Origin of the sequence: Parabacteroides sp. AF17-3 (assembly GCF_003635445.1) — a bacterium.
GTDB classification, from domain to species: domain Bacteria; phylum Bacteroidota; class Bacteroidia; order Bacteroidales; family Tannerellaceae; genus Parabacteroides; species Parabacteroides goldsteinii.
The window spans coordinates 82774-102371 of sequence record NZ_QTMM01000007.1; the positions used below are offsets into that span (position 1 = coordinate 82774).

Sequence of the window (19598 nt, forward strand, 5' to 3'; positions counted from 1 at the left end):
CGTAGAGTCATGAACAACTTCATAGTAGCAGCATTCATATCCATCGCCATCCTTTGGGGCCTTGCCGCCTGTTCGGACAGCAATCCTACACCGCCTCCGCTTCCGGAAACGGTAGTTTGCCTGGAAGGTGCGATCGGAGCGTCGACGCGTGGGGTAATCGGCTCGGGCTATGAACAGGATCTGAAAGTGAACTTTGCCCGTCAGGATGAATCGGCGGTTTCAACGGGTACATACGGTGGGTGGGCTGTGCATAAAGCAGTGCGTCAGAGTGGAAGTGGGAACCGTCCGATCGTATTTAATGAGTCGCAGTCGTACCCGGCGGATGGCCGTCATATCCGCCTGCACGGTTATTATCCGGTGGAGGGGGAGCCGACAACCGATGCAGGAGGGGGCAAAGTAACCTTCCGCATAGACGGAACGACGGATATCATGGCCACGGGAATCCTCGTGGGAAACGGCTATGTTCCGGTGACGACCTGTACGTTCCGTCATTTGCTGACCCAGGTCCGCCTGGTTTGTTATAGCGACCGCCCCGCTGAGTGGGGGACGATAAAAGGAATCGAAGCGGCAGATGTACATACCCGTCAGGAACTGGATTTGTCAGCGGAAACGCCCCGTCTGGCAGATATATCTGTGGCGGAAGATATCAGGAACCTCCCGGTGCAGGATATTGCCGGTCTGCTAATCCCGCAGGTAGCGTCCGACGGATCGCCTCCCGAGGCGCAAGGTTATCTCCTTCTTCCGACATCCCCGGTGGACGGGACGGCGGCTCATCCGCTCCATCTTCGGATCACGACAACGAAAGACGGCAATGGCAACCTGAAAGAAACCCTCTCGAACGTCTTTGTCCGTATAGAGGGCGGTTTTGAAATCGGCAAAAGCCATATCGTCTCACTCTTTTTCACCGAAGCAGCCAACATACAAACCACGTATGTCAGTGTGGAAGCGTGGATGGAGGATGAACAAGGGGAGATGCCAATATGATAAAATACGAATGATTAAACAGGAAATAAAACTTTTAAAACGAATGAAAATGAAAACGATCATGACAAAGTGGGCCATGCTGATAGCCCTTGTGACAGCGGTAAGCTGTACGGAAACAGAAACAGGAATAGACCCGGAACCGGGTGGCGGCAACGGGCAGGTGGCATTGGGTATCAACCCGAACCTGAAGGTGGATGCCGGACTGAAATCGACAACCAAAGCGGTGGTAAGCGGCAGTGCGATTACCTATACCGATTATGATACAGCTCCCGGCCTGGGTGTCGTGGTAACCAGTTCGGATGCAACCGGCTGGTATTCTCCCGATGTATCGAGTTCAGGTTATACAGGCCATCATGTATGGTATATAGGGGATGTCAAAGGGGAGAACTGGATCTCCATCGAAAGCAAAGGTCTTAGTTATGACCCCAAAAACGAAAAACCTTACTATCTGACGGAAACGGTCGGAAAGGTGTATGCTTATTATCCGTATGATGAAAATGCACTGAGTAGCCTGTCAAATATTTCGGGTGAAGGCAGTCTTAAAATCCCGGTAAGCGTATTGGCTAGCGGCGATATAGATGCTGCGACAAATAATGCGAATAAAATATGGAATAGTAGTAATGGCTCCTGGGGTAATAATAACGCGGCAAACAAGGCGATAAACCTGTCTGATACGGGCGAAAAAGATTACCTGTATTTTGCGGCTGAAGGAGGTGGCCGTTATGTGAACAATGGTCGTGCCAAAAATCAGACACCTTTCGATCCGGAGCAAGGTTCGAAAAATACCGATGTCGCCAATCCCGGTTATCTGATCAACCTGGATATGAAGCATGCGATGGCGATGGTTTCCTTCCGCGTGTACGACGGCGGAAATCTGAGTAGTAATGATGTGAAATTTACAAAGTTCGTGATAAAGAATCATGAAGGGAGTTCCAATAGTTACATCAAGAGCGGAAGTGGCAAGATGTCGCTGTCAGACGGTATAATAAGCGATAACACGTCAACCGGTACCCTGACCCGAAATATCACAAACTACATCCTGATGAAACAGATCAAAGACGGAGAACAAAGTGATAAAGCCTTTATCGAGAATAAATCGACCGTCAACGGACAGTTGGTATCCAAAAAAGTCAGTGCAATCGTGTATCCGGTCACCAGTTTCGGAGAAAACGAAATAGATGTGGTCATCACTCTTCAGGAAGGTGTAAATACGGCAGTGGACTATACCGTTACCCTGCCGGCTTATCAGTGGCCGGCGGGAACCAATTGCATCTATACCTTCTCAGCCGGCCGTAACAAGTTGACAGTAATGGATGTAACGGTGACAGAGTGGGAGGAAGACGAACCGGACGATATCCCGTTGTAATACATCACTAAAAAAACAAATCCCATGAAACAGTTCTTATCGCGTTTAGTGGCAGTGTTTTTGTTCCTGTGTGCTGCCTGCACAGAGGCGGATATCGTTTCGCCGGTGCCTGGTGGTGGCGAAGCGGAAGAGGGGGTTCCTTTTCGAGTGAAGAACCTGGGCATGTGGATGGAGGTAGAGTCGAGAAGTGTCGTGACAGGCGGCCCGGGAGAAACGGATAGAAACCCGAACCCGCTGACACAGGTGGGGGTATGTGTCACGAAAGAGAGCGGCGGTGTGGTAAGTTTGTACAACACCAGCATCAAAAGCCAGCAGTTCGTGTATAGTGCTGCCAGTACCCCTCCTTCCTGGGAACCTGCGGAAGGGGAGGAACCGCTTCTGTTGTACACCGAAAAAGGAACGGTATACGGCTATGTGCCTGCCGAAAAGAGTGTTTCGCTCACGGGTACTCCGAAAGCTCCTTTGATGAGTGGGATAAAGGTGTTGGATAAACAGAAATTCTACTTTTCGGATGGTAACAATATAGTGGATGCCGCCACCGATGTGCAGTGGGAAACCGACAAGGAGGATTACCTGTATTGCACGGCTGCGGCTGAGGTAGACCGTTGGCATCCGGAAGTATCGCTCGAGATGCAGCATGCGCTCTCGAAGGTGAGCTTCCGGGTACTGGAAGAGGGTTCGGCTTTTGCCGGTTGCTATGTTGAAAAGGTGGTGCTCAAAAGCAATGGGGAGTTAAAAAAATGCACGTCCGCCAAGCTGAACCTGGCAACGGGTGAGGTGGAAGGGACGCTGACAGCGGTGGATCAACTGGTCTTTACCTCGGGCGGGGATATGCGTGCGGTAGGCGGGGAGTCGGGAGAAACGACGACGAACGTTCCGGTGCAGGCTTTCGGGTTGGTGATTCCGGTCAGTGGCGTGAATGTGACATTGGAACTGACCTTCGACGACGGGCGTACCTTTACGATGAAACCGTCCGGAACGGGTGAAGGCCCCGGCAGCTTTACAGCCGACTGGAAAAAGGGATACAACTATACCTACAACCTCCGCATGCAGCCGCAGGGCATAGAGCTAGCGGAAGTGAAAGTGGCGGCCTGGAACGACGGCGGGGCGTATGACGTACCGATGGAGTGAGTCTTGTCACTTATTGAAACAAAGAATTAGAACACAAAGGAAATCGAAATGAAACGGGATCGAATACAGTTATATCTGATTGTTCTGCTGGTCGGTGGTTTGCTGGCCGGATGCACGGTAGGGACTGTGGAAGATGTCGTGCCGGAAGAGAGTCGCCCGGTGGAACTTCATTTCAGTAAACCGGACCTGGGAACCCCGGTCCTTCTGAGCCGTGCGGGGGAGGAGGCTGCCGTTCCTGCGGCATCTGCAACCCCGCTGCCCGAAGGGGCTACGGTGCGCATCTGCGGCTACCTGCGCGGTGAGGAGGGGACGGCTACAGCCGAGGTTCCTTTCTCTACTGCGCAACCATCGTTTGAAGCGACCTATGTGGTGGAAAAGGACGGTTCTTTGTCGCCTTGCCTGGCGGATGATACAGGGGTGCAGCTTCCCGGCACTGCCGGCGAACTGGTCGTCAGGGGAGGCGTTTACGATTTCTATGCCGTTTCACCGGCACGTCGGCTGGAAAAAGATGCGCAAGGGAGGTATGTGATGACGGCAATCCCGCATAAGGAGGATGTGATGACCTCTTTTGCCCGTGGGGTGTCCGTTTCGCGTTCCTCGCGTGTGGTCACGCTGGAAACTTTCCGCAGGCAATGCGCCCTGTTGGTGTTCAATGTCGCCCCTTCACCGGAGAATGCGCTTCCATTCGATGAGCTATATGGAACCAGGCTGGAACTGAGTCATATCTCTGTCTCCGGTGCGACTCTGATAGCGGGGGAGGATACGGGAATCCTTCCGACGGGCGGAGAGAATAAAGCGGAGGCGACCGTAGTGTTTGAAAGTGGGGAATTTGTCGCGGTGGAAGCGGGTTCCGATCCGGATGGTATGGGCCTGAATAAAACGACGGGCATCGTCCTACCCAAAAACGACCGTCCTTTCGGAGTGGAAATCGATGTACAAAGGAATCATGAAACAGCGACCCTGAAAGCGACCATAGACCAACCGATCACTTTCGATGCAGGCAAGCGGTACGTCTTCACCCTGGAAGTAAAGAATGACGAAAGCTGTCTGAATCTGAAAATAATAGCCTGGAATGCCATTTCCTTTTCCGACGGCGAGGTAGGTGCTCCCCCCGGCGGTTCTTATCCCGACCCGGATATCCAGGAGGGGATCGGAACAACCATCACGGTGGCTCGGTGGACAAAAATAGAGTGGAGCGACTCAGATGTCGGAGGAGGAGAATAATTGAAACAATTAAAAACGAAATACAATGGAACGAATCAGTAAAACCGTGTTGTTTGTGTGGTTGCTGCTGTGGGTGGCGGGAGGTTGTACGCGGACGGAGGTGGAGGAAAAGGATTTGCCACCCCATCCGGCGAAAGAGGTGGAAGCCGTTTTTAACCTGAACGTGCTGGCTAACCGCCCCCTGCAAACACGCAGCATCACTTTTACCCGGGAAGGAACATTCGAAGTCGACTCGGTTGCACCGGGCATCACGGATTCGGTCGCAACCAGATCGGCAGTCGCCTTGACAGAGGGGGATGAGAGCCTGATCTCCCAACTATGGGTCGGGCAGTATGATGCATCAGGCAACCGGGTATTCAGCCAATACATTTCGCCTGTGACCGGAACGACGGTGAACCTGAGGCTGAAAGAGAGCGGAGAAGCCACGCACCATGTCTGGTTTGTTGCCAATTGCGACGATTGGGGTGAGATCGCTACGGAAGTGGTATTGAAAGAACATGTATTTACGTATGCCTCGACCACAGAGGGATTACCTGAGAATCGTTTGTGCGGCATGACGGGAATGTGGTCGGGTGTGATCCGGGATAACGGTGTGGAGAGTATAGGTGTCGATATGACCCGGACGGTGGCAAAGATTTCGTTTAGCTATTTGATCGGTGGAGATGGTTTCAGTTTCAAACCTTCCTCAGTAAAGCTGAAATCGGTGCCGGATAAAATACGTATGGAAGAAACGACAACTCAATTAACCGATGTAACATATGGAGAATATACCGGCGAATCCAGTGTTGACGGAGCGACGATGCACTGGTATCTACCGGAAAACCGGGCAGGTGTAGTAACCGGCGAAAACGCCGCCACGTCTGAAAAGGAGAAAACAGGCCGGGGAGTGAGCAATGCCACTTGCATAGAACTGACGGGAACGGCTGTACAGGGCGGTGTCACTTACGAAAACGTCACCTTCCGTTTCTTCCCGGGCAGTACCGATATGAATGATTACAATATCAAACGCAACCATTATTATACGATGAGTGTGACGTTGAAGGGAATAGACGTCACCGACCAACGCATCACGGTGGGGACAATCCCGCCGATCGATCTCGACGGCTTGCAACCGATGCCTGCGGGTAAAGGCGGCACGACCGGGTTGCAGGTCACTGCCCGCCCGGGAGATGAGTGGACAATCAAGTTACCGAATTGGCTTTCGGCATTGCTTAACGACAACATCCCGGTAGGATATGGGGCTAATATAACTCACCAGGGCCCTGCAAAGATTGTTTTCAAGGCAGAAACGGCCAATCCGACCGCCCAGCAGCGCTCATTTTCTTTTCAGATGAACGTAACGGGCGAGGAACAAAATATTGAAATCGTACAGAATGGATCGACCATGAATGTTGGTAGTCCCATTTCTTTGGAAGCTGCTTCCGGTTCGGAAGGTCAATCAACATTTACCCTCACAAAGGGACTAAACTGGCGTGCTCTTTTATCCAACGGTTGGCTGAGTTGGGTGTCAGGTGATCTGGCCAACAGCGGTGATGAAGTTACAGGAGGGGAACAAAGTTTAATAGTCAAAGCGACTTCCAGTAACCCGTATGCATCAGCACGAACGGGAAGCATAACGGTAGAAGGAGGTGGGTCGGTTGGCAGTTCAACATATAACGATCTGAAAAAAGAGATATCCGTAGAGCAGACCGGTTCCACGGTCACTTGTCCCACCCAACCGGTAGAAGTAAGTGCGGAGGGAGCGATCGATGCGTCTTCTCAGTTTACAGCCACTCCCTATTTACCGTGGAAAATAACAGTTTCGGAAGTTGATAACTGGATCGGGCTGACTGGTCAAACGACGGGGCAGACAACGACAAATCCTCAAAATGTTGTTTTTAATGTTCCTGTCAATCCCAATTCCGAGGAACGTACGGGTGCAATAATAGTCCGTGTGGGAGATGAATCCAAAGGGCCGAACGGAGAAATCACGGTTATTCAGAAAGAGTCTGCCTTGTCAGTCGATGAAGATAAAACTATTCCTGCAATAGCTTCATTGGATAATACCTTTATTTTCAGGGCAACTAAGGGTTTGTCCTGGTCTGTTTCCGAAGAGATGGATTGGCTGACCTTGTTGGGGACAACCGACGGAACAAATAATACGACCGGTTCCGATCAAACGATTACATATAGTGTATTAATTAATCCGAATGAATCCGCCCGTAACGGCAATATTGAGGTCAAAGCAGGTAATATCTCGAAAAGCATAACAGTCGAACAAGCCGGTTCTACTTTTAGTGCTACTGGTGGCGAGGAGAAAATAGCTACAACCGGCGGGACAACTACCGGCTCGGTAAAGGCAACTAGCGGTTTGGCGTGGACTATAACTCCTGAAACCGATAATGATATCACCGTAAGCCCAACTAGTGGTAGTGGTGATGTTACATTGGAGTTTTCAGCTTCAGATAATGCCGGTAGTGAACGTATGGGAACATTTATTGTATCGTTGGATGCTAATCAGGAGCGTACGATCACGATAACCGCAACGCAAACGGGAAAAGATACAGGAGCTTATATTGGAAATCTTCAGGTTTGTTTGACTGATGAAGATAGCAGTAATTTCGGTACTGCTAGTACTAATTGTAGTAAATCAACAAAAGAAGGTAAGACTGGTTGGCGTTTACCTACTAAAGATGAATTGATCATCATGAGTAATAATAAGAATACGTTGCAGTCCATGAGTGATTTTACTGCGTTCGTGGGCGGGTACTACAGGAGTAGTACGGTTGACAATCGATATAGTAATGCTCATTTTGTCTATAACATTCTTGGCAATTCCGAATCTCCAGGATTCGATCACGTCATCTACCCTGTTCGGTGTGTCCGGAATAAAGACTGATCTATTTGAGTGTACGCAGTTAACTTAACAAAAGATGATGGTCTATATTGCGAAGTTTGGAGGGCATTAGAATACCCCTATAACAGGGAGCGTAGAAATTGGTTCATCGGTAAAGAGTGTTCAGGCATATTTACCCAACCGCGCTCCGGCGCTTCTCCACAACGGTGGAGGTATTGAACAGAAGAGCGAAAAGGCAGCGGTGAGAGAACCGTGTCAGATATAGAGTTTAAAAGCGATCTTTGACATATTGAGGGTTTGAAGAAAAATAGTAAGGCAACAGGCCGGCGAAATTGCTCCGGATTGATTACATTTGCATATACATTGTAAATAAACTAATCGTATAGCCTTATGAAAGATAATTATATTCGTTTCGACTGGGCGATCAAGCGCCTTTTGCGTCAGAAAGCCAATTTCGGCGTGCTGGAAGGTTTTTTGTCTGTGTTGCTGAATGAAAAGGTGGAGATCATTGAATTGCTGGAGAGCGAAAGCAACCAGCAAGCTATCGACGACAAATTCAACCGTGTAGACATCAAGGCTAAAAACAGCAAGGGTGAGATCATCATTGTGGAAGTACAGAACACGCGCGAACTTACATTCCTCGAGCGTATTCTCTATGGTGTTGCGAAGGCTATCACTGAACATATATCTTTGGGTAGCAGCTACTACGAAGTGAAAAAGATTTACTCCGTAAGTATCCTTTACTTCGATATCGGAAAGGGTAGCGATTATCTGTACCACGGTCAGAATATCTTCACGGGCGTGCATACGGGCGATCGTTTGGAAGTGAGTGTCAAGGAGAAAGACGCCCTGGTTCATAAGCTCCCGGCAGAGATATTTCCGGAATACTACCTGATTCGTGTAAACGAGTTCAACCAGGTAGCCGTTACCCCGCTAGAAGAGTGGATCGAATATCTGAAAGACGGCACGATCCGTGCGGATACAACAGCTCCCGGCCTGAGCGAAGCTCGCGAAAAGTTACTCTACTACAACATGAGCGACGAGGAACGCCGTGCTTACGATGAACACCTGAGCGACATCATGATCCAAAACGATGCACTGGAAGGGGCAAAGCTGGAAGGACGTTCAGAAGGACGTGCTGAAGGCCGCATGGAAGGCCGTGCGGAAATTGCCGCCAATATGAAAAAACAGGGGTGGGACATTCAGCAGATTGTACAAATAACCGGTTTGACTTCCGAAGAAATCGAAAAACTGTAACATACCTTGTAAGACTTTTTTCTTCAAACCCTCAATATCTTGATCGAAAAGATATTGAGGGCTTTTTTATGCCTTTACAAAATAAATACAACAGATTATGAACAAAGCAGATTTTATCAGTAAACTGGCTGTGGAGATGAATATTTCGCAACAGCAATCACGTCAATTTATGAAAGCCTTTCAGGTAGTGTTAACAGAAGCAATGAAACAGGATAGTCCTGTTATGCTTCAGGGTTTCGGTACTTTTACTCCGTGGTCGCAAAAAGAGCGTATCGGCCGTAATCCCCATACCGGTATCTCTTGTGCAATACCGGCACGTACGAGTGTCAAGTTTAAACCCGGGAAGTTTTTGCTTAGAGATTTAAACCCATCCAAATAGAGAGCAGGTGGAGACACAGATGTTTTTAGCTATTATGTGTCTCCACCTGCTTCTGTTTTTTTGATTTCCCTCAATTATTTATTAACGCCTATTAGATATATCATGAAGAAACAAAACAAATTAGAGGCCTTATTTCCCAACGGAAAAGTGCCGGAAGCGAAGGATTTTAACCGTAGCCTTGACGAAATGTCAAAAGAAGGCCGTAACCATTTACGTGAAAAGATTTATAAAATTGCATTTACCGTATGGTCAACTTTACCTAAAAAACATCAGAAGTTCATCGAAGAAGTTATCGTCCATGATCGTCAGTCCTATGTTGACTTTATACAACAAAGAACGGTAATGGCCTGTCTGCGCTGTCCTCTTCGGTTTCCTGTTTTATTTATTCGGATGTTGCATTTGACCGAAGTTGTCGAACGGACTGCACAAACCTCTATAAATCATATCGCAATGTCTGTTCTGATTTGTTTTCAGATTTGCGGTAAGATCGGTACGGTTTCCGGACATATCAGTAAAGGGGGAATTACTAGCGAAGATGTGTTGGTTTTGGCAGGGAAGATGACTATAGTTGAGTTTTGCGGGGTGGTGAGGAGCTATTGAAAAATAAATAATAATACAATCGTATATGCTGGCGGTTTACGATCTGTAATTTGGGTTAGATAATCAGTGATTTATATACTTTTATATTGGATACTATTCTGTAATTTTGTGTCATAACAATAAAAATAAGAATTACATATGACAACAATGAAAGTTAAAGGTATAATTATGGTAGTGATCATGATGTTATGTATCCCCATAAATGCACAGACGCAAAGTGATAAGACATTGGTTGCTTATTTTTCGGCAACAGGAACAACGGAGAAAGCTGCAAAGTTGATTGTAGAAGTTACAGGTGGAACGCTCTACGAAATACAACCTGAAAAAGAATATGTCGCAGCTGACCTGGATTGGCATGACAAATCCTCGCGTAGCAGTGTAGAGATGTCAGATGCCAAATCACGTCCTGCATTGAAATCTAAACCGGAAAATCTTGCAGATTACGATATCATTTATATAGGTTTCCCTATTTGGTGGAATTCAGTTCCGAGAATCATCAATACTTTTATTGAGAGCAATGATTTTGCAGGCAAGACGATTATTCCGTTTGCTACATCGGGTAGCAGCAGTATTTCTAATGCTGAAAAAGAGCTACGGGAAACCTATCCTGGTCTGAAATGGCAGAAAGGCCGACTTTTGAATGGTGCGACAAAAGAAGATATTAAGAAATGGACTAAAAAATAAATTATCATGAGAAAGAATTTTGGGGCAAAGCCCTTTACTTATCCGCAGCCGGTGTTTATTATCGCTGCTTATGATGAAAATGGAACTCCCAATGCTATGAATGCGGCTTGGGGCGGTATCAGCGAAATGCATGAAATTAGTATTTGTATCAGTGAGGGACATAAGACGACTACAAATATCCTGAAGCGTAAGGCTTTTACCGTGAGTATGGCAGAGGCCGGACAGGTGGTTGCTTGTGATTATGTAGGTATTGTTTCCGGCAATAAGGTTTCGGATAAATTTGCTCGTGCAGGTTTCCATGCTACTCATTCGGAGTTTGTGGATGCACCGTTGATTGACGAATTATCCGTAGTGTTGGAATGTAAATTGAAAGATTATAATCCTGAAACCTGTATTTTGCGAGGTGAAATAATAAATGTAAGCGTGGATGAACGTGTTCTTGACGAAAGCGGAAAAGTAGATGTATCCAAAGTGTCTCCTATTATATTCGACCCGTTCAATAACGATTACCTGGAAGTGGGTAAAAAGGTAGGTAATGCCTTTTCGGATGGTAAGAGATTAAAATAAGGAGCAACTTTCGGAGGTTACAATCGGTGAGAATTGTGTTGTAGGAGAGGACAGGGTTTAATATTCCTCTTTATATATGTTTGTGTTCTGGGACAATGCACAAGGCATTTCAAACAGGTACTACATCCATGTATGTTAACGATATCATCTCTTGAAACCGATCTACTCCAAATCTTACCTTTAAGGAGTTTTCTCTCACAGATATTGACGCAAGTAATGCAATTACCGCATTTGGGAGATAGAGGTTCATGCAATACTGTTTCCAGTGGAGCATTAGTTAAAACCGTACCGAGACATTGTGCTGCGCCATATTCAGGAGTAATTAGCAGGTTGTTTTTCCCAATCCACCCTAATCCGCCAAGTAGTGCAACGGTTTTATGAGGTAATACTGATTCTTTTGTTTCATAATCGAATACGCCGTCAGCCAATAATCCCGTATCGGATTGCGATACGGCTTTATAGCCCTTCCCGGTGATGAACTTGGCCAGTTCGTCTGCTATTTCTCCGGCTTTATGTTCGGTTTGCGAATATTCATCATCGTCGAAATTGTAATTATCCGCTATCCGTGCTTGTACGTAGTCGGGAATATTAAATACCGTTTTAACATATTCTGCGGTTAGCGGGAGCGCAAAAACAATGGCGGTCGGGAGTTGTCTGTTTTGCTTTTCGTCTAAATGCGATATATTGACAAAGCGTATCAGTTCTGCTCCTTGATTTTTTAATTCGTTTTCTATCTCTTGGTTTAAGTATTGCATGTCTCTTTTTTTGTAATAGGGATATAAATATCTGTTATAAGCTCCGAAGCCGGAGTTTTTTCGGGAGTGTTGATGTAAGTCTCAAAGGTGAATTGTTCCCGCAGGGTATAATCGCTTGTCGGCAACCAGTCAAGGTAAATATGGCGGTACACCTTATTTAATTCATGGTAAAACCCTTTGAAACGAAAGATTGCATATTCGCCCGTATGAATTTCATAAACGCCAAAGCCTTTCGGCACTTCAAATGATTGCGGTAATGTTACCCCAATCATAAAACGGTTTTGTTCTTCCGGCGTGATATACGGATAATCGAGAGTCAAACTCACATATTTACATCCTTTTGAAGATAATTCATATTTTTCGGAAAATTGTAGCAACTGCTTCCACAAAACAGAGAAACTATGGATGACATTATTTGTTCTTTCCAATTTCAAGTATGCGATTCGAATACCAGATATTTTTTCAATACTTGGTTCAATTCGTATCGGATTCTTCCTCTCGGGATTGACGTTTGAATGCTTTTTACGAAATTCTGGAATGGAACAATTAAAATAACTCTTGAATGCCCTCGAAAATGTGTGCTTGTTCTGATAATTGATTTGATCGAGAAGCTTCGGGACACTTACGTCAGTTGTTATTAGCTTAAATGCAATGTACTCTAATCTCAGTCGTTGAATGTACATTCCAATATTTTCGCCACAAACAGCCTTGAAAAGTCTGCGAAAATAATATTTGGAGATACCTGCAACATGCGATAGTTTGTCGGAATCAAGGTCGTCAAACAAATGGCGGTTGATATACTCCTGAACTCTTATAATCAAATTATATTGCACATGAGCCGTATTGATTTTTTGTTTCCACCTCTTGATATTTGGAAGTCGTTTGGACATTTCCGCTCTCAACTCTTCCGACGTGAGATTAACTCCTGTTTCTTTATAATATTCTTCGGGGAACAGCCCCCAAAGATAAATGAGATAATCCATTGAGAAATCATAGAGTTTAACCCCGTTATGCAAACAATAGTCGCAATATTCCACATTTTGGTTTGCCTCAAGATTTGTATAATCTATATCTAAAGGTATTCCACACGTCTGGCAATATTTTGTTTCAGCATTGATTTTCATAAATATCTTATTATTCAGGTACAAAGTTAACCAATAGATTGTACTAAAGGTTACCATAAATAGCCTTCTTTTAAAAGAAAACAGGGAATACCTTAATAATTATAGATTAGTCTGTTACCTGTGTTATTATCTGATTTTTCTTTGTTCGGATAGCGGGCGATAAGACTAAATAACACTTCATAAGCCAACGATAACATAGTTTCTTGACATAACCTCTTTTCTTTGCAGAATAGGAACTGATAAAGCAAACGGATATGAAAAGAATATTTTACTATGTGATACTTATCCTGATTGGTGGTAACGGGATGATGATGGCTCAGAATGGTTTGATTCATGGGAGAGTGACGGATATGGAGAATAATCCGGTTGACGGCGTAGCCGTTGTTCTCCAGACATTGGATTCGGTTTATGTGGATGCGGTGGTAACGGACAGTCTGGGTAGTTTTAACCTGGACCATGCGGCGGAACAGACATGCCGGCTTTTATTCCAACATCTATTATATGAACCATTTCAGTTGGAGGTATCCGGGGAAGATGCCGGAACTGTCCGGCTGACTTCTAAAAACTATGAGCTGGATGGCGTGGTTGTTAAGGCGGAGCGTCCGCAGGTGAAAGTAGAGAACGGGGCTTTGAAATATGATGTTCCTCAATTGATGAAAGATAAATCGGTCAGTAATGCCTTTGAAGTTGTAAAACAATTGCCGGGTATTGTCGGCGGCTCGGATGAGATACAGTTACTGGGAGCCGGTTCCCCGCAAATCATTCTGAACGGGCAGTTGACAACTATGTCGGTAGACCAGCTGATAACCATGCTGAAAAGTATCCCTTCTTCACGGGTGAAAAATGTAGAAGTGATGTACAACGCTCCCGCTAAATATAATATCAGAGGCGCGGTAATCAATGTTATTCTGGACAAGGGGACAACTGACGGCACAGCCTTACAGGGAGAAGTTGGCGTCGATTATCTCCAAAAACATTATGCTTCGGGCAAGGCACATGCCAATTTGTTGTATTCGACTCCTGACCTGACCGTAGACTTTCTGGTGAATGGTAATAAAGGACGTTATTTCGAGGGGGAAGATATTATGGCAAGGCATACCCTGGAAACAGGAATGACGGAAATCCATCAATTCGGACGAGGAAACGGTCATATAAACAGTGGGGATATCCGATTGGGCTTGGACTATAAATTCAAAAATGAAGATAAGTTGTCGGCTGCCTATTCCTTAGGAGGCAATAGGGTGAAAAAGAACCGGACAGCCAATACCTCCTTTTCTATACCTGAAAACTCTGTCCCGGAAGAAGAGCGTTTCAGTCGGACTACCGGAGAAGATGAGATTACTCTGCACAATATCCGCTTACAATATGACGGTCATAGCGGTGTTACAGCCGGAATGGATTTTACCAACTACCATTCGCCTTCTTTCCAGAATTTCCTGGAAAATCGTGGAGAGGAAACGCTGACTGATATGCAGAACAATTCCAAACAGGATATTTCACAATGGGCGTTATTTGCCAACCATACACACACTTTTGCCACCGGATGGACACTGAATTACGGTGTCCACGGTGGTTACACTTCCTCAAAGACCTATATCGATTATTTGTATAATAAAGGGAATGGTTACGAACCGGACCCGGATTTACTGGAGAACAATTTGCAGAAAGAATATACAGCCAATGTCTTTGCCGAAGTATCCAAAAATTTCGGAGAACATTTCTCGGCAACAGCTTCTTTGAAAGGAGAATATTTTAAATCGGACTATACTTCCAATGGCAAGAAATCGACACTTTGGAATGATTGGACCTTCTTCCCGAATGCCTCGTTGAGTTATCTGTTTACACCGCAGCATATTTTGCAGCTGAACGTGAACAGCAATAAGACATATCCGTCTTATTGGGAGATTACACCACAGGCTACCCCTCTAAACTCTTATTCCGTAGTAATGGGTAATCCGGCTTTGAAGCCTTACCGTTCCTATCAGGGACAGTTGCTTTATATCCTGAAACAAAAATATACTTTCATGGTTTTTGCCCAGTATGAACCGGATTATTTTGCCCAGTTGCCTTATCAGAGTTCAACAGAACTGAAGAATGTGTTCCGTTACGAGAATATGGATTATAACCTGGTTGCAGGAGTAGGAGCTGTTATCCCGTTCCGCATCGGTGAATTCATGAACAGCCAGTTTACGGCACAGGGCATTCGGATGCAACAGAAGCTGGATCATTTTAATGATATTTCTTTTGATAATAGTAAATACCTGGGGCAGTTCTTCCTGAATAATACATTTACTTTGTCAAAGTCACGTCCGAATCTGAAACTGGATTTGAACGGTTATTATATCACCGGAGCCGTGCAGGGAATCTACGATTTGGGTTCTGTCTATAATGTTTCAGCCGGTTTGAAATGGCAGTTTGCCAATGACAAGGCAACGGTTCTTCTGAAATGTGACAATATCTTCCGGAGCAATCTTCCTAATAAAATCGAAATTAATCAGGCAAACCAATACAGCCGCCTGACTAAGATTGACGATACTCGTTGCCTAACTGTTTCCTTCATCTGGAAATTCGGGGGGTATAAGAGTAAAGAGCATGATAAGGTAGATACTTCCAGGTTTGGAAAATAGTATCGGTAGTCCTGTTCATTCTGAAATCTCATGTGTCCGGTCTGTCATTTTGATAGCCGGATGGGTGAGATTCTGCCTTGCAGGCCTGTTATGGGTATCAATTTGGTATATTGAAATTTTGTTTTTATCTTTGCGTCCGAATTGGACAAAGCATTTGAATATGAATAAAATTTATACAATAAATGATATAAAGAAACAGAATGCTCTCGTGACGTGTGGTATTCCTGTTGTGCATGTCCATTGGTTCAGTGGTTTTATCTAAATAATATTTCCTTTCTTCTCCGGCATCAGCTTTCCGGAGTTTTTATAACACCATTCATTTATATTAGTAACGTATCGCGGGAGAATCCTTATTCGTCCGTGTTAAATTGATTATACATATGTTTATAGTTTTATGCCTGTTATGCATAGGGACAGGTGCGGGCTATCTGTTCCGTCGTGCTCATAGTTTAAGGAAATTGGAAAATACAATCTCTTATACCATATTCGCCATGTTATTTGTTTTCGGCATTACTATCGGGGCAAACAAAACCTTAGTGGATAATATTGGTGATTTTGGTTTTCAGGCGGCGTTGCTGGCTGGTTGCGGAGTACTGGGAAGCCTGTTGGCCTCTTATATTGCATATAAATTTTTATCAGAGAAAGGAGACGGTGATGAAAAGTAATCTGATTGTTATATGTTGTTTTTTTGCAGGGATACTTTGCGGAATGTTCGGGGGAGAGGAACTGGCTGCCTATTGTACAAAATTACCGACATGGTTATTGTATGCGCTTATTATCCAGGTCGGCTTGAATATAGGTTCTAACGGAGAGATGGGAGCCATGCTGCGGAGCGTACGGTTGTCCAGCCTTTTACTGCCATTGTTTACGATATTAGGCACGTTGCTTTTCTCGGCGATAGCAAGTGTGTTGCTAAAGAGCTGGAATGTATATGATTGTATGGCGGTTGGGAGTGGATTTGCTTACTATTCTTTATCGTCGTTGCTGATTGTACAGTTCAAGGAGGCTTCTGCCGGAATAGAGATTGCCACACAGTTGGGAACAATTGCTTTACTGGCAAATATTATCCGGGAGATGATGGCTTTGTTCGGTGCGCCGGTTTATGCCTCTTTGTTCGGGAAGTTTGCTCCGGTGTCTGTTGCCGGCATCAATTCGATGGATGTCTGTCTGCCGGTTATCAGCAGGTATTCGGGAAAAGGGATTGTCCCCATTGCTATTATTCACGGAATCATCCTGGAGATTAGCGTTCCGCTATTGATATCGTTGTTTTGTAAGTTATGATTTTGATTTTGGGATATAATTTATAGCTTTGTGGACAAACAAGCTTAATACCTTAAAATTATGCGAATAAACAGCTTAGCGGCCTCTCTCTTTCTGCTCATTATTATCGGTGGGTTCTCATGTAAAAATAAGAATACTGGAAATGTTTCAGAGGGAGAGGAAAAGTCCGGATTGGTGGTCTCTGTTCCCGATTTCAATGCAGATAGTGCTTATTCCTATATTGTCGAACAAATTGCTTTCGGACCACGTGTACCGAATACGGAGGCACATCGTCATTGCAGTGATTATCTGATTGCAGGTCTGAAACGTTTTGGGGCAGCGGTGCAGGTACAGGAAGCAATGCTTACTGCTTATAACGGTGACCGTTTGAATGCCCGTAATATTATCGGGTCATATAATCCGGATAATCCCCGGCGGATTCTGCTTTTTGCGCATTGGGATACGCGTCCCTATGCCGACCATGACCCGAATCCTGACAAATGGCGTGTTCCCATTGACGGTGCGGATGATGGGGCCAGTGGAGTAGGTGTCCTGCTGGAAATATGTCGTCAGTTAGGCGGTCAGAATCCGAATATCGGTATCGATGTTATATTTTTCGATGCAGAAGATTATGGTACTCCCCGTTTTATAACTGAAAACAGTCCGGAAGAGAGTTGGTGTCTTGGTTCACAGTATTGGTCTGCCAATCCCCATGTGACTAATTATCGGGCAGATTATGGGATATTACTTGATATGGTGGGGAGTCGTAATGCTACCTTTTTCAAGGAAGCAACTTCCATGGAATATGCTTCTCAGACTGTGGAGAAGGTTTGGGAGGCAGCGCGCAATCTCGGCTATGGCAAGTTCTTCTTTAATGAACCGGGAGGCGGTGTGCTTGACGACCATACCTTTGTCATCAGAGGACGAAATATACCCTGTATCGATATTATAAACTATGACCCGGAAAGTTCACACCGCTTTGGTACTTACTGGCATACACATGATGATAATCTGGATAACATAGACCAGACGACCTTGAAAGCTGTCGGCCAAACTGTTCTGGAAGTGATTTATAAAGAGGTGGAAAATGATATTTAAGGAAATACAGATTAAAAAAATAAAAAGCGTAGGCCGAAATCAATAACCGGCCTACGCTTTTTGTTTTATCTCGGAACGATCTCGAACGGAACCCTGACAAATACGCCATGTTTCATCAAATTCATCAGATTCGGATACATTCGTTCCTTAAAGGAATCCCAGCTCCGGTGTTCCATCTGTGTCCATCCGGCTTCGGCCAAAGCAAGGCCGCGTGGATAGGTCATATAAGTCACACGGTTAATATCCTGCATCGCTTCTCCCCATAATGTGCCGGTGATGCCTAAAATATGCGCCTGTTGTGCGGTAGGAAGTCCGTATCCGGGGTCGAAGCGGTAACAGGTTTCCAGCGTGGTGACAGGCATTCCCCAGTTCTTAAACTCTGGAAGGTCGCCTTTTAGTTGCGGATAGTCCAGATAAGTATATTCACCCGGAGCCATGATTAACGGATTACCATGTTTTGCAGTTAGTTCGATACATTTGGGAGTTAATCCGGCACGCCAGGTGATCAGTGTGGCGTCTTTGGGATAATCGAACAGGTATTCATTGGCCGGCATACGGACATTATCCAGCTCGCACCATAACATCGGTTCTTTTCCGTATTTGCGGACAGAGGCCAGTATTTTATCGAAGAAATAATTCATTAACTGCGATTCTTTGGTGTAACCCAGTTGTTTCATTAAATCCTGGCAGTGAGTGCATTTGGTCCAGTTCTTTTCGATAACAGCTTCGTCTCCTCCTAAATGGATTTTGGAGGAAGGGAATATATCGGCTATTTCTTTGATGATATCGTCATAAACGGTATATACTTTGTCATTATTGGCACAAAGCATCAGGTCGACTGTTTGCCCCATTATTTTCTGAATCGTATCGGTGTGTGTACATCCCAGTTCCGGATAAGTAGCCAAAACTGCCACCGTGTGACCGGGGATATCCAGTTCGGGAATGATTTCAACGTTTCTGTCGGCAGCATATTTGATAAGGTCTTTCAGCTGTTCCTGTGTATAGAAACCGTTGTCGGGCCCGTTGGAGCCGGTTTTCGGATTGCGGAATGCCCCGATCTCTGTTAGTTTGGGGTGTTTTTTGATTTCAACACGCCATCCCTGATCGTCAGTCAGATGTAACTGCAAAACATTGTATTTGTATTTTGCCATCTGGTTGATATAGAATTTTACATCTTCTACAGGAAGAAAGTGGCGGGCAGGGTCAAGCATCAATGCCCGGTAACCATAGCGGGGTTCGTCGTCGATACGGATAGGAGCGATTTGATTGTTCGCTGTGTTGCATACATCTCCCAGCAATATCTGATCCAGTGTTTTCAGTCCGTAGAAGAGGGCGGCATGGCTGCTTCCTTTGATCGATAGTTTCTTTTCTGAAATATCCAGCATGTAGTGTTCTTTCCCTTTTATTGAAGGGTCGAGCTCTATCTCGATAACAGAATTGCCGGATGTGGAAGGAGCACCGATATCGGCAACCTGTCCGGTTCGTTCGCCCAGAATACGCTGTAGTTCAAATAAACAAAATGCTTGTTTGGGCAGATTGGTTTTAACGGTTGTCCGGGGAGTAAGGACGAAATTCTTTTTACCTGTCATCTGTTCGATTCGATTAGGCAGAGGCAATAAAGCCGAAGTATTGCTCTGTCCGAAAGAAAGTGTCGCCGCTAATAGCAGTAATGACGTAATTTTGAGTTTCTTAGTATTAAAAATCAT

The 19598-nt window shown here is 45.3% G+C and carries 17 protein-coding genes; 14 read left to right on the forward strand and 3 right to left on the reverse strand.

Annotated elements, in window-relative coordinates:
- The first annotated feature begins 9 nt into the window (after window positions 1–9).
- From DWW91_RS10795 to DWW91_RS10840, 10 genes are all read left to right on the forward strand, one after another.
- Complete coding sequence (locus tag DWW91_RS10795; protein ID WP_122327681.1) at window positions 10–984, forward strand: fimbrillin family protein; 975 nt, start codon at window positions 10–12, stop codon at window positions 982–984.
- A gap of 49 nt (window positions 985–1033) precedes the next feature.
- Window positions 1034–2350 carry a fimbrillin family protein gene (locus DWW91_RS10800; protein WP_122327863.1) on the forward strand — a complete coding sequence of 439 codons (1317 nt, stop codon included), beginning with the start codon at window positions 1034–1036 and terminating at the stop codon, window positions 2348–2350.
- Between the two features lie 24 nt (window positions 2351–2374).
- Window positions 2375–3481, forward strand: coding sequence for a fimbrillin family protein (locus DWW91_RS10805; RefSeq protein WP_122327682.1), 1107 nt, complete (start codon window positions 2375–2377; stop codon window positions 3479–3481).
- Between the two features lie 48 nt (window positions 3482–3529).
- Entirely contained in the window at window positions 3530–4705 is a 1176-nt protein-coding gene (locus DWW91_RS10810) for a fimbrillin family protein (protein ID WP_122327683.1), read from the forward strand.
- Window positions 4706–4730: 25 nt separating this feature from the next.
- The gene (locus DWW91_RS10815) at window positions 4731–7583 is read left to right on the forward strand and encodes a BACON domain-containing protein (protein ID WP_122327684.1); all 2853 of its coding nucleotides are present in this window, start codon (window positions 4731–4733) and stop codon (window positions 7581–7583) included.
- Between the two features lie 348 nt (window positions 7584–7931).
- Window positions 7932–8798 (forward strand): Rpn family recombination-promoting nuclease/putative transposase, encoded by an 867-nt coding sequence (locus DWW91_RS10820; protein ID WP_122327685.1) that lies wholly within the window; start codon window positions 7932–7934, stop codon window positions 8796–8798.
- A 97-nt stretch (window positions 8799–8895) separates the two neighbouring features.
- Window positions 8896–9177: an HU family DNA-binding protein gene (locus tag DWW91_RS10825; RefSeq protein ID WP_010803243.1), complete on the forward strand. Its 282-nt coding sequence runs from the start codon at window positions 8896–8898 to the stop codon at window positions 9175–9177.
- 102 nt (window positions 9178–9279) lie between these two features.
- Window positions 9280–9777 carry a hypothetical protein gene (locus tag DWW91_RS10830; RefSeq protein WP_122327686.1) on the forward strand — a complete coding sequence of 166 codons (498 nt, stop codon included), beginning with the start codon at window positions 9280–9282 and terminating at the stop codon, window positions 9775–9777.
- Between the two features lie 147 nt (window positions 9778–9924).
- Window positions 9925–10461, forward strand: coding sequence for a flavodoxin (locus DWW91_RS10835; protein WP_122327864.1), 537 nt, complete (start codon window positions 9925–9927; stop codon window positions 10459–10461).
- 6 nt (window positions 10462–10467) lie between these two features.
- Window positions 10468–11028 carry a flavin reductase family protein gene (locus DWW91_RS10840; RefSeq protein ID WP_122327687.1) on the forward strand — a complete coding sequence of 187 codons (561 nt, stop codon included), beginning with the start codon at window positions 10468–10470 and terminating at the stop codon, window positions 11026–11028.
- 17 nt (window positions 11029–11045) lie between these two features.
- Here the strand turns inward: DWW91_RS10840 and DWW91_RS10845 are convergent, their stop codons facing one another.
- On the reverse strand, window positions 11046–11783 hold the full coding sequence (locus tag DWW91_RS10845; RefSeq protein WP_122327688.1) for an epoxyqueuosine reductase: 738 nt from the start codon (window positions 11781–11783) through the stop codon (window positions 11046–11048).
- Window positions 11771–12907, reverse strand: coding sequence for a GyrI-like domain-containing protein (locus tag DWW91_RS10850; RefSeq protein ID WP_122327865.1), 1137 nt, complete (start codon window positions 12905–12907; stop codon window positions 11771–11773). Before DWW91_RS10850 ends, DWW91_RS10845 begins: the two co-directional genes overlap by 13 nt.
- Before the next feature lie 254 nt (window positions 12908–13161).
- Between DWW91_RS10850 and DWW91_RS10855 the strand changes: the two genes are divergently transcribed.
- From DWW91_RS10855 to DWW91_RS10875, 4 genes are all read left to right on the forward strand, one after another.
- Window positions 13162–15534 (forward strand): TonB-dependent receptor domain-containing protein, encoded by a 2373-nt coding sequence (locus DWW91_RS10855; RefSeq protein WP_122327689.1) that lies wholly within the window; start codon window positions 13162–13164, stop codon window positions 15532–15534.
- Between the two features lie 380 nt (window positions 15535–15914).
- On the forward strand, window positions 15915–16199 hold the full coding sequence (locus tag DWW91_RS10865) for a LysO family transporter (RefSeq protein WP_007656303.1): 285 nt from the start codon (window positions 15915–15917) through the stop codon (window positions 16197–16199).
- Window positions 16189–16815 (forward strand): lysine exporter LysO family protein, encoded by a 627-nt coding sequence (locus DWW91_RS10870; RefSeq protein ID WP_007656305.1) that lies wholly within the window; start codon window positions 16189–16191, stop codon window positions 16813–16815. Before DWW91_RS10865 ends, DWW91_RS10870 begins: the two co-directional genes overlap by 11 nt.
- A gap of 60 nt (window positions 16816–16875) precedes the next feature.
- Complete coding sequence (locus DWW91_RS10875; protein ID WP_122327690.1) at window positions 16876–17892, forward strand: M28 family peptidase; 1017 nt, start codon at window positions 16876–16878, stop codon at window positions 17890–17892.
- 65 nt (window positions 17893–17957) lie between these two features.
- On the opposite strand, the gene DWW91_RS10880 is transcribed toward DWW91_RS10875, so the two are convergent.
- Window positions 17958–19598 carry a beta-N-acetylhexosaminidase gene (locus DWW91_RS10880; RefSeq protein WP_122327691.1) on the reverse strand — a complete coding sequence of 547 codons (1641 nt, stop codon included), beginning with the start codon at window positions 19596–19598 and terminating at the stop codon, window positions 17958–17960.

What these genes read in the sequence shown, in the direction of transcription:
- DWW91_RS10795 (WP_122327681.1), top strand. Translation starts at nt 10, where the DNA reads ATGAACAACTTCATAGTAGCAGCATTCATATCCATCGCCATCCTTTGG.
- DWW91_RS10800 (WP_122327863.1), top strand. Translation starts at nt 1,034, where the DNA reads ATGAAAACGATCATGACAAAGTGGGCCATGCTGATAGCCCTTGTGACA.
- DWW91_RS10805 (WP_122327682.1), top strand. Translation starts at nt 2,375, where the DNA reads ATGAAACAGTTCTTATCGCGTTTAGTGGCAGTGTTTTTGTTCCTGTGT.
- DWW91_RS10810 (WP_122327683.1), top strand. Translation starts at nt 3,530, where the DNA reads ATGAAACGGGATCGAATACAGTTATATCTGATTGTTCTGCTGGTCGGT.
- DWW91_RS10815 (WP_122327684.1), top strand. Translation starts at nt 4,731, where the DNA reads ATGGAACGAATCAGTAAAACCGTGTTGTTTGTGTGGTTGCTGCTGTGG.
- DWW91_RS10820 (WP_122327685.1), top strand. Translation starts at nt 7,932, where the DNA reads ATGAAAGATAATTATATTCGTTTCGACTGGGCGATCAAGCGCCTTTTG.
- DWW91_RS10825 (WP_010803243.1), top strand. Translation starts at nt 8,896, where the DNA reads ATGAACAAAGCAGATTTTATCAGTAAACTGGCTGTGGAGATGAATATT.
- DWW91_RS10830 (WP_122327686.1), top strand. Translation starts at nt 9,280, where the DNA reads ATGAAGAAACAAAACAAATTAGAGGCCTTATTTCCCAACGGAAAAGTG.
- DWW91_RS10835 (WP_122327864.1), top strand. Translation starts at nt 9,925, where the DNA reads ATGAAAGTTAAAGGTATAATTATGGTAGTGATCATGATGTTATGTATC.
- DWW91_RS10840 (WP_122327687.1), top strand. Translation starts at nt 10,468, where the DNA reads ATGAGAAAGAATTTTGGGGCAAAGCCCTTTACTTATCCGCAGCCGGTG.
- DWW91_RS10845 (WP_122327688.1), bottom strand. Translation starts at nt 11,783, where the DNA reads ATGCAATACTTAAACCAAGAGATAGAAAACGAATTAAAAAATCAAGGA.
- DWW91_RS10850 (WP_122327865.1), bottom strand. Translation starts at nt 12,907, where the DNA reads ATGAAAATCAATGCTGAAACAAAATATTGCCAGACGTGTGGAATACCT.
- DWW91_RS10855 (WP_122327689.1), top strand. Translation starts at nt 13,162, where the DNA reads ATGAAAAGAATATTTTACTATGTGATACTTATCCTGATTGGTGGTAAC.
- DWW91_RS10865 (WP_007656303.1), top strand. Translation starts at nt 15,915, where the DNA reads ATGTTTATAGTTTTATGCCTGTTATGCATAGGGACAGGTGCGGGCTAT.
- DWW91_RS10870 (WP_007656305.1), top strand. Translation starts at nt 16,189, where the DNA reads ATGAAAAGTAATCTGATTGTTATATGTTGTTTTTTTGCAGGGATACTT.
- DWW91_RS10875 (WP_122327690.1), top strand. Translation starts at nt 16,876, where the DNA reads ATGCGAATAAACAGCTTAGCGGCCTCTCTCTTTCTGCTCATTATTATC.
- DWW91_RS10880 (WP_122327691.1), bottom strand. Translation starts at nt 19,598, where the DNA reads ATGATTTTTAATACTAAGAAACTCAAAATTACGTCATTACTGCTATTA.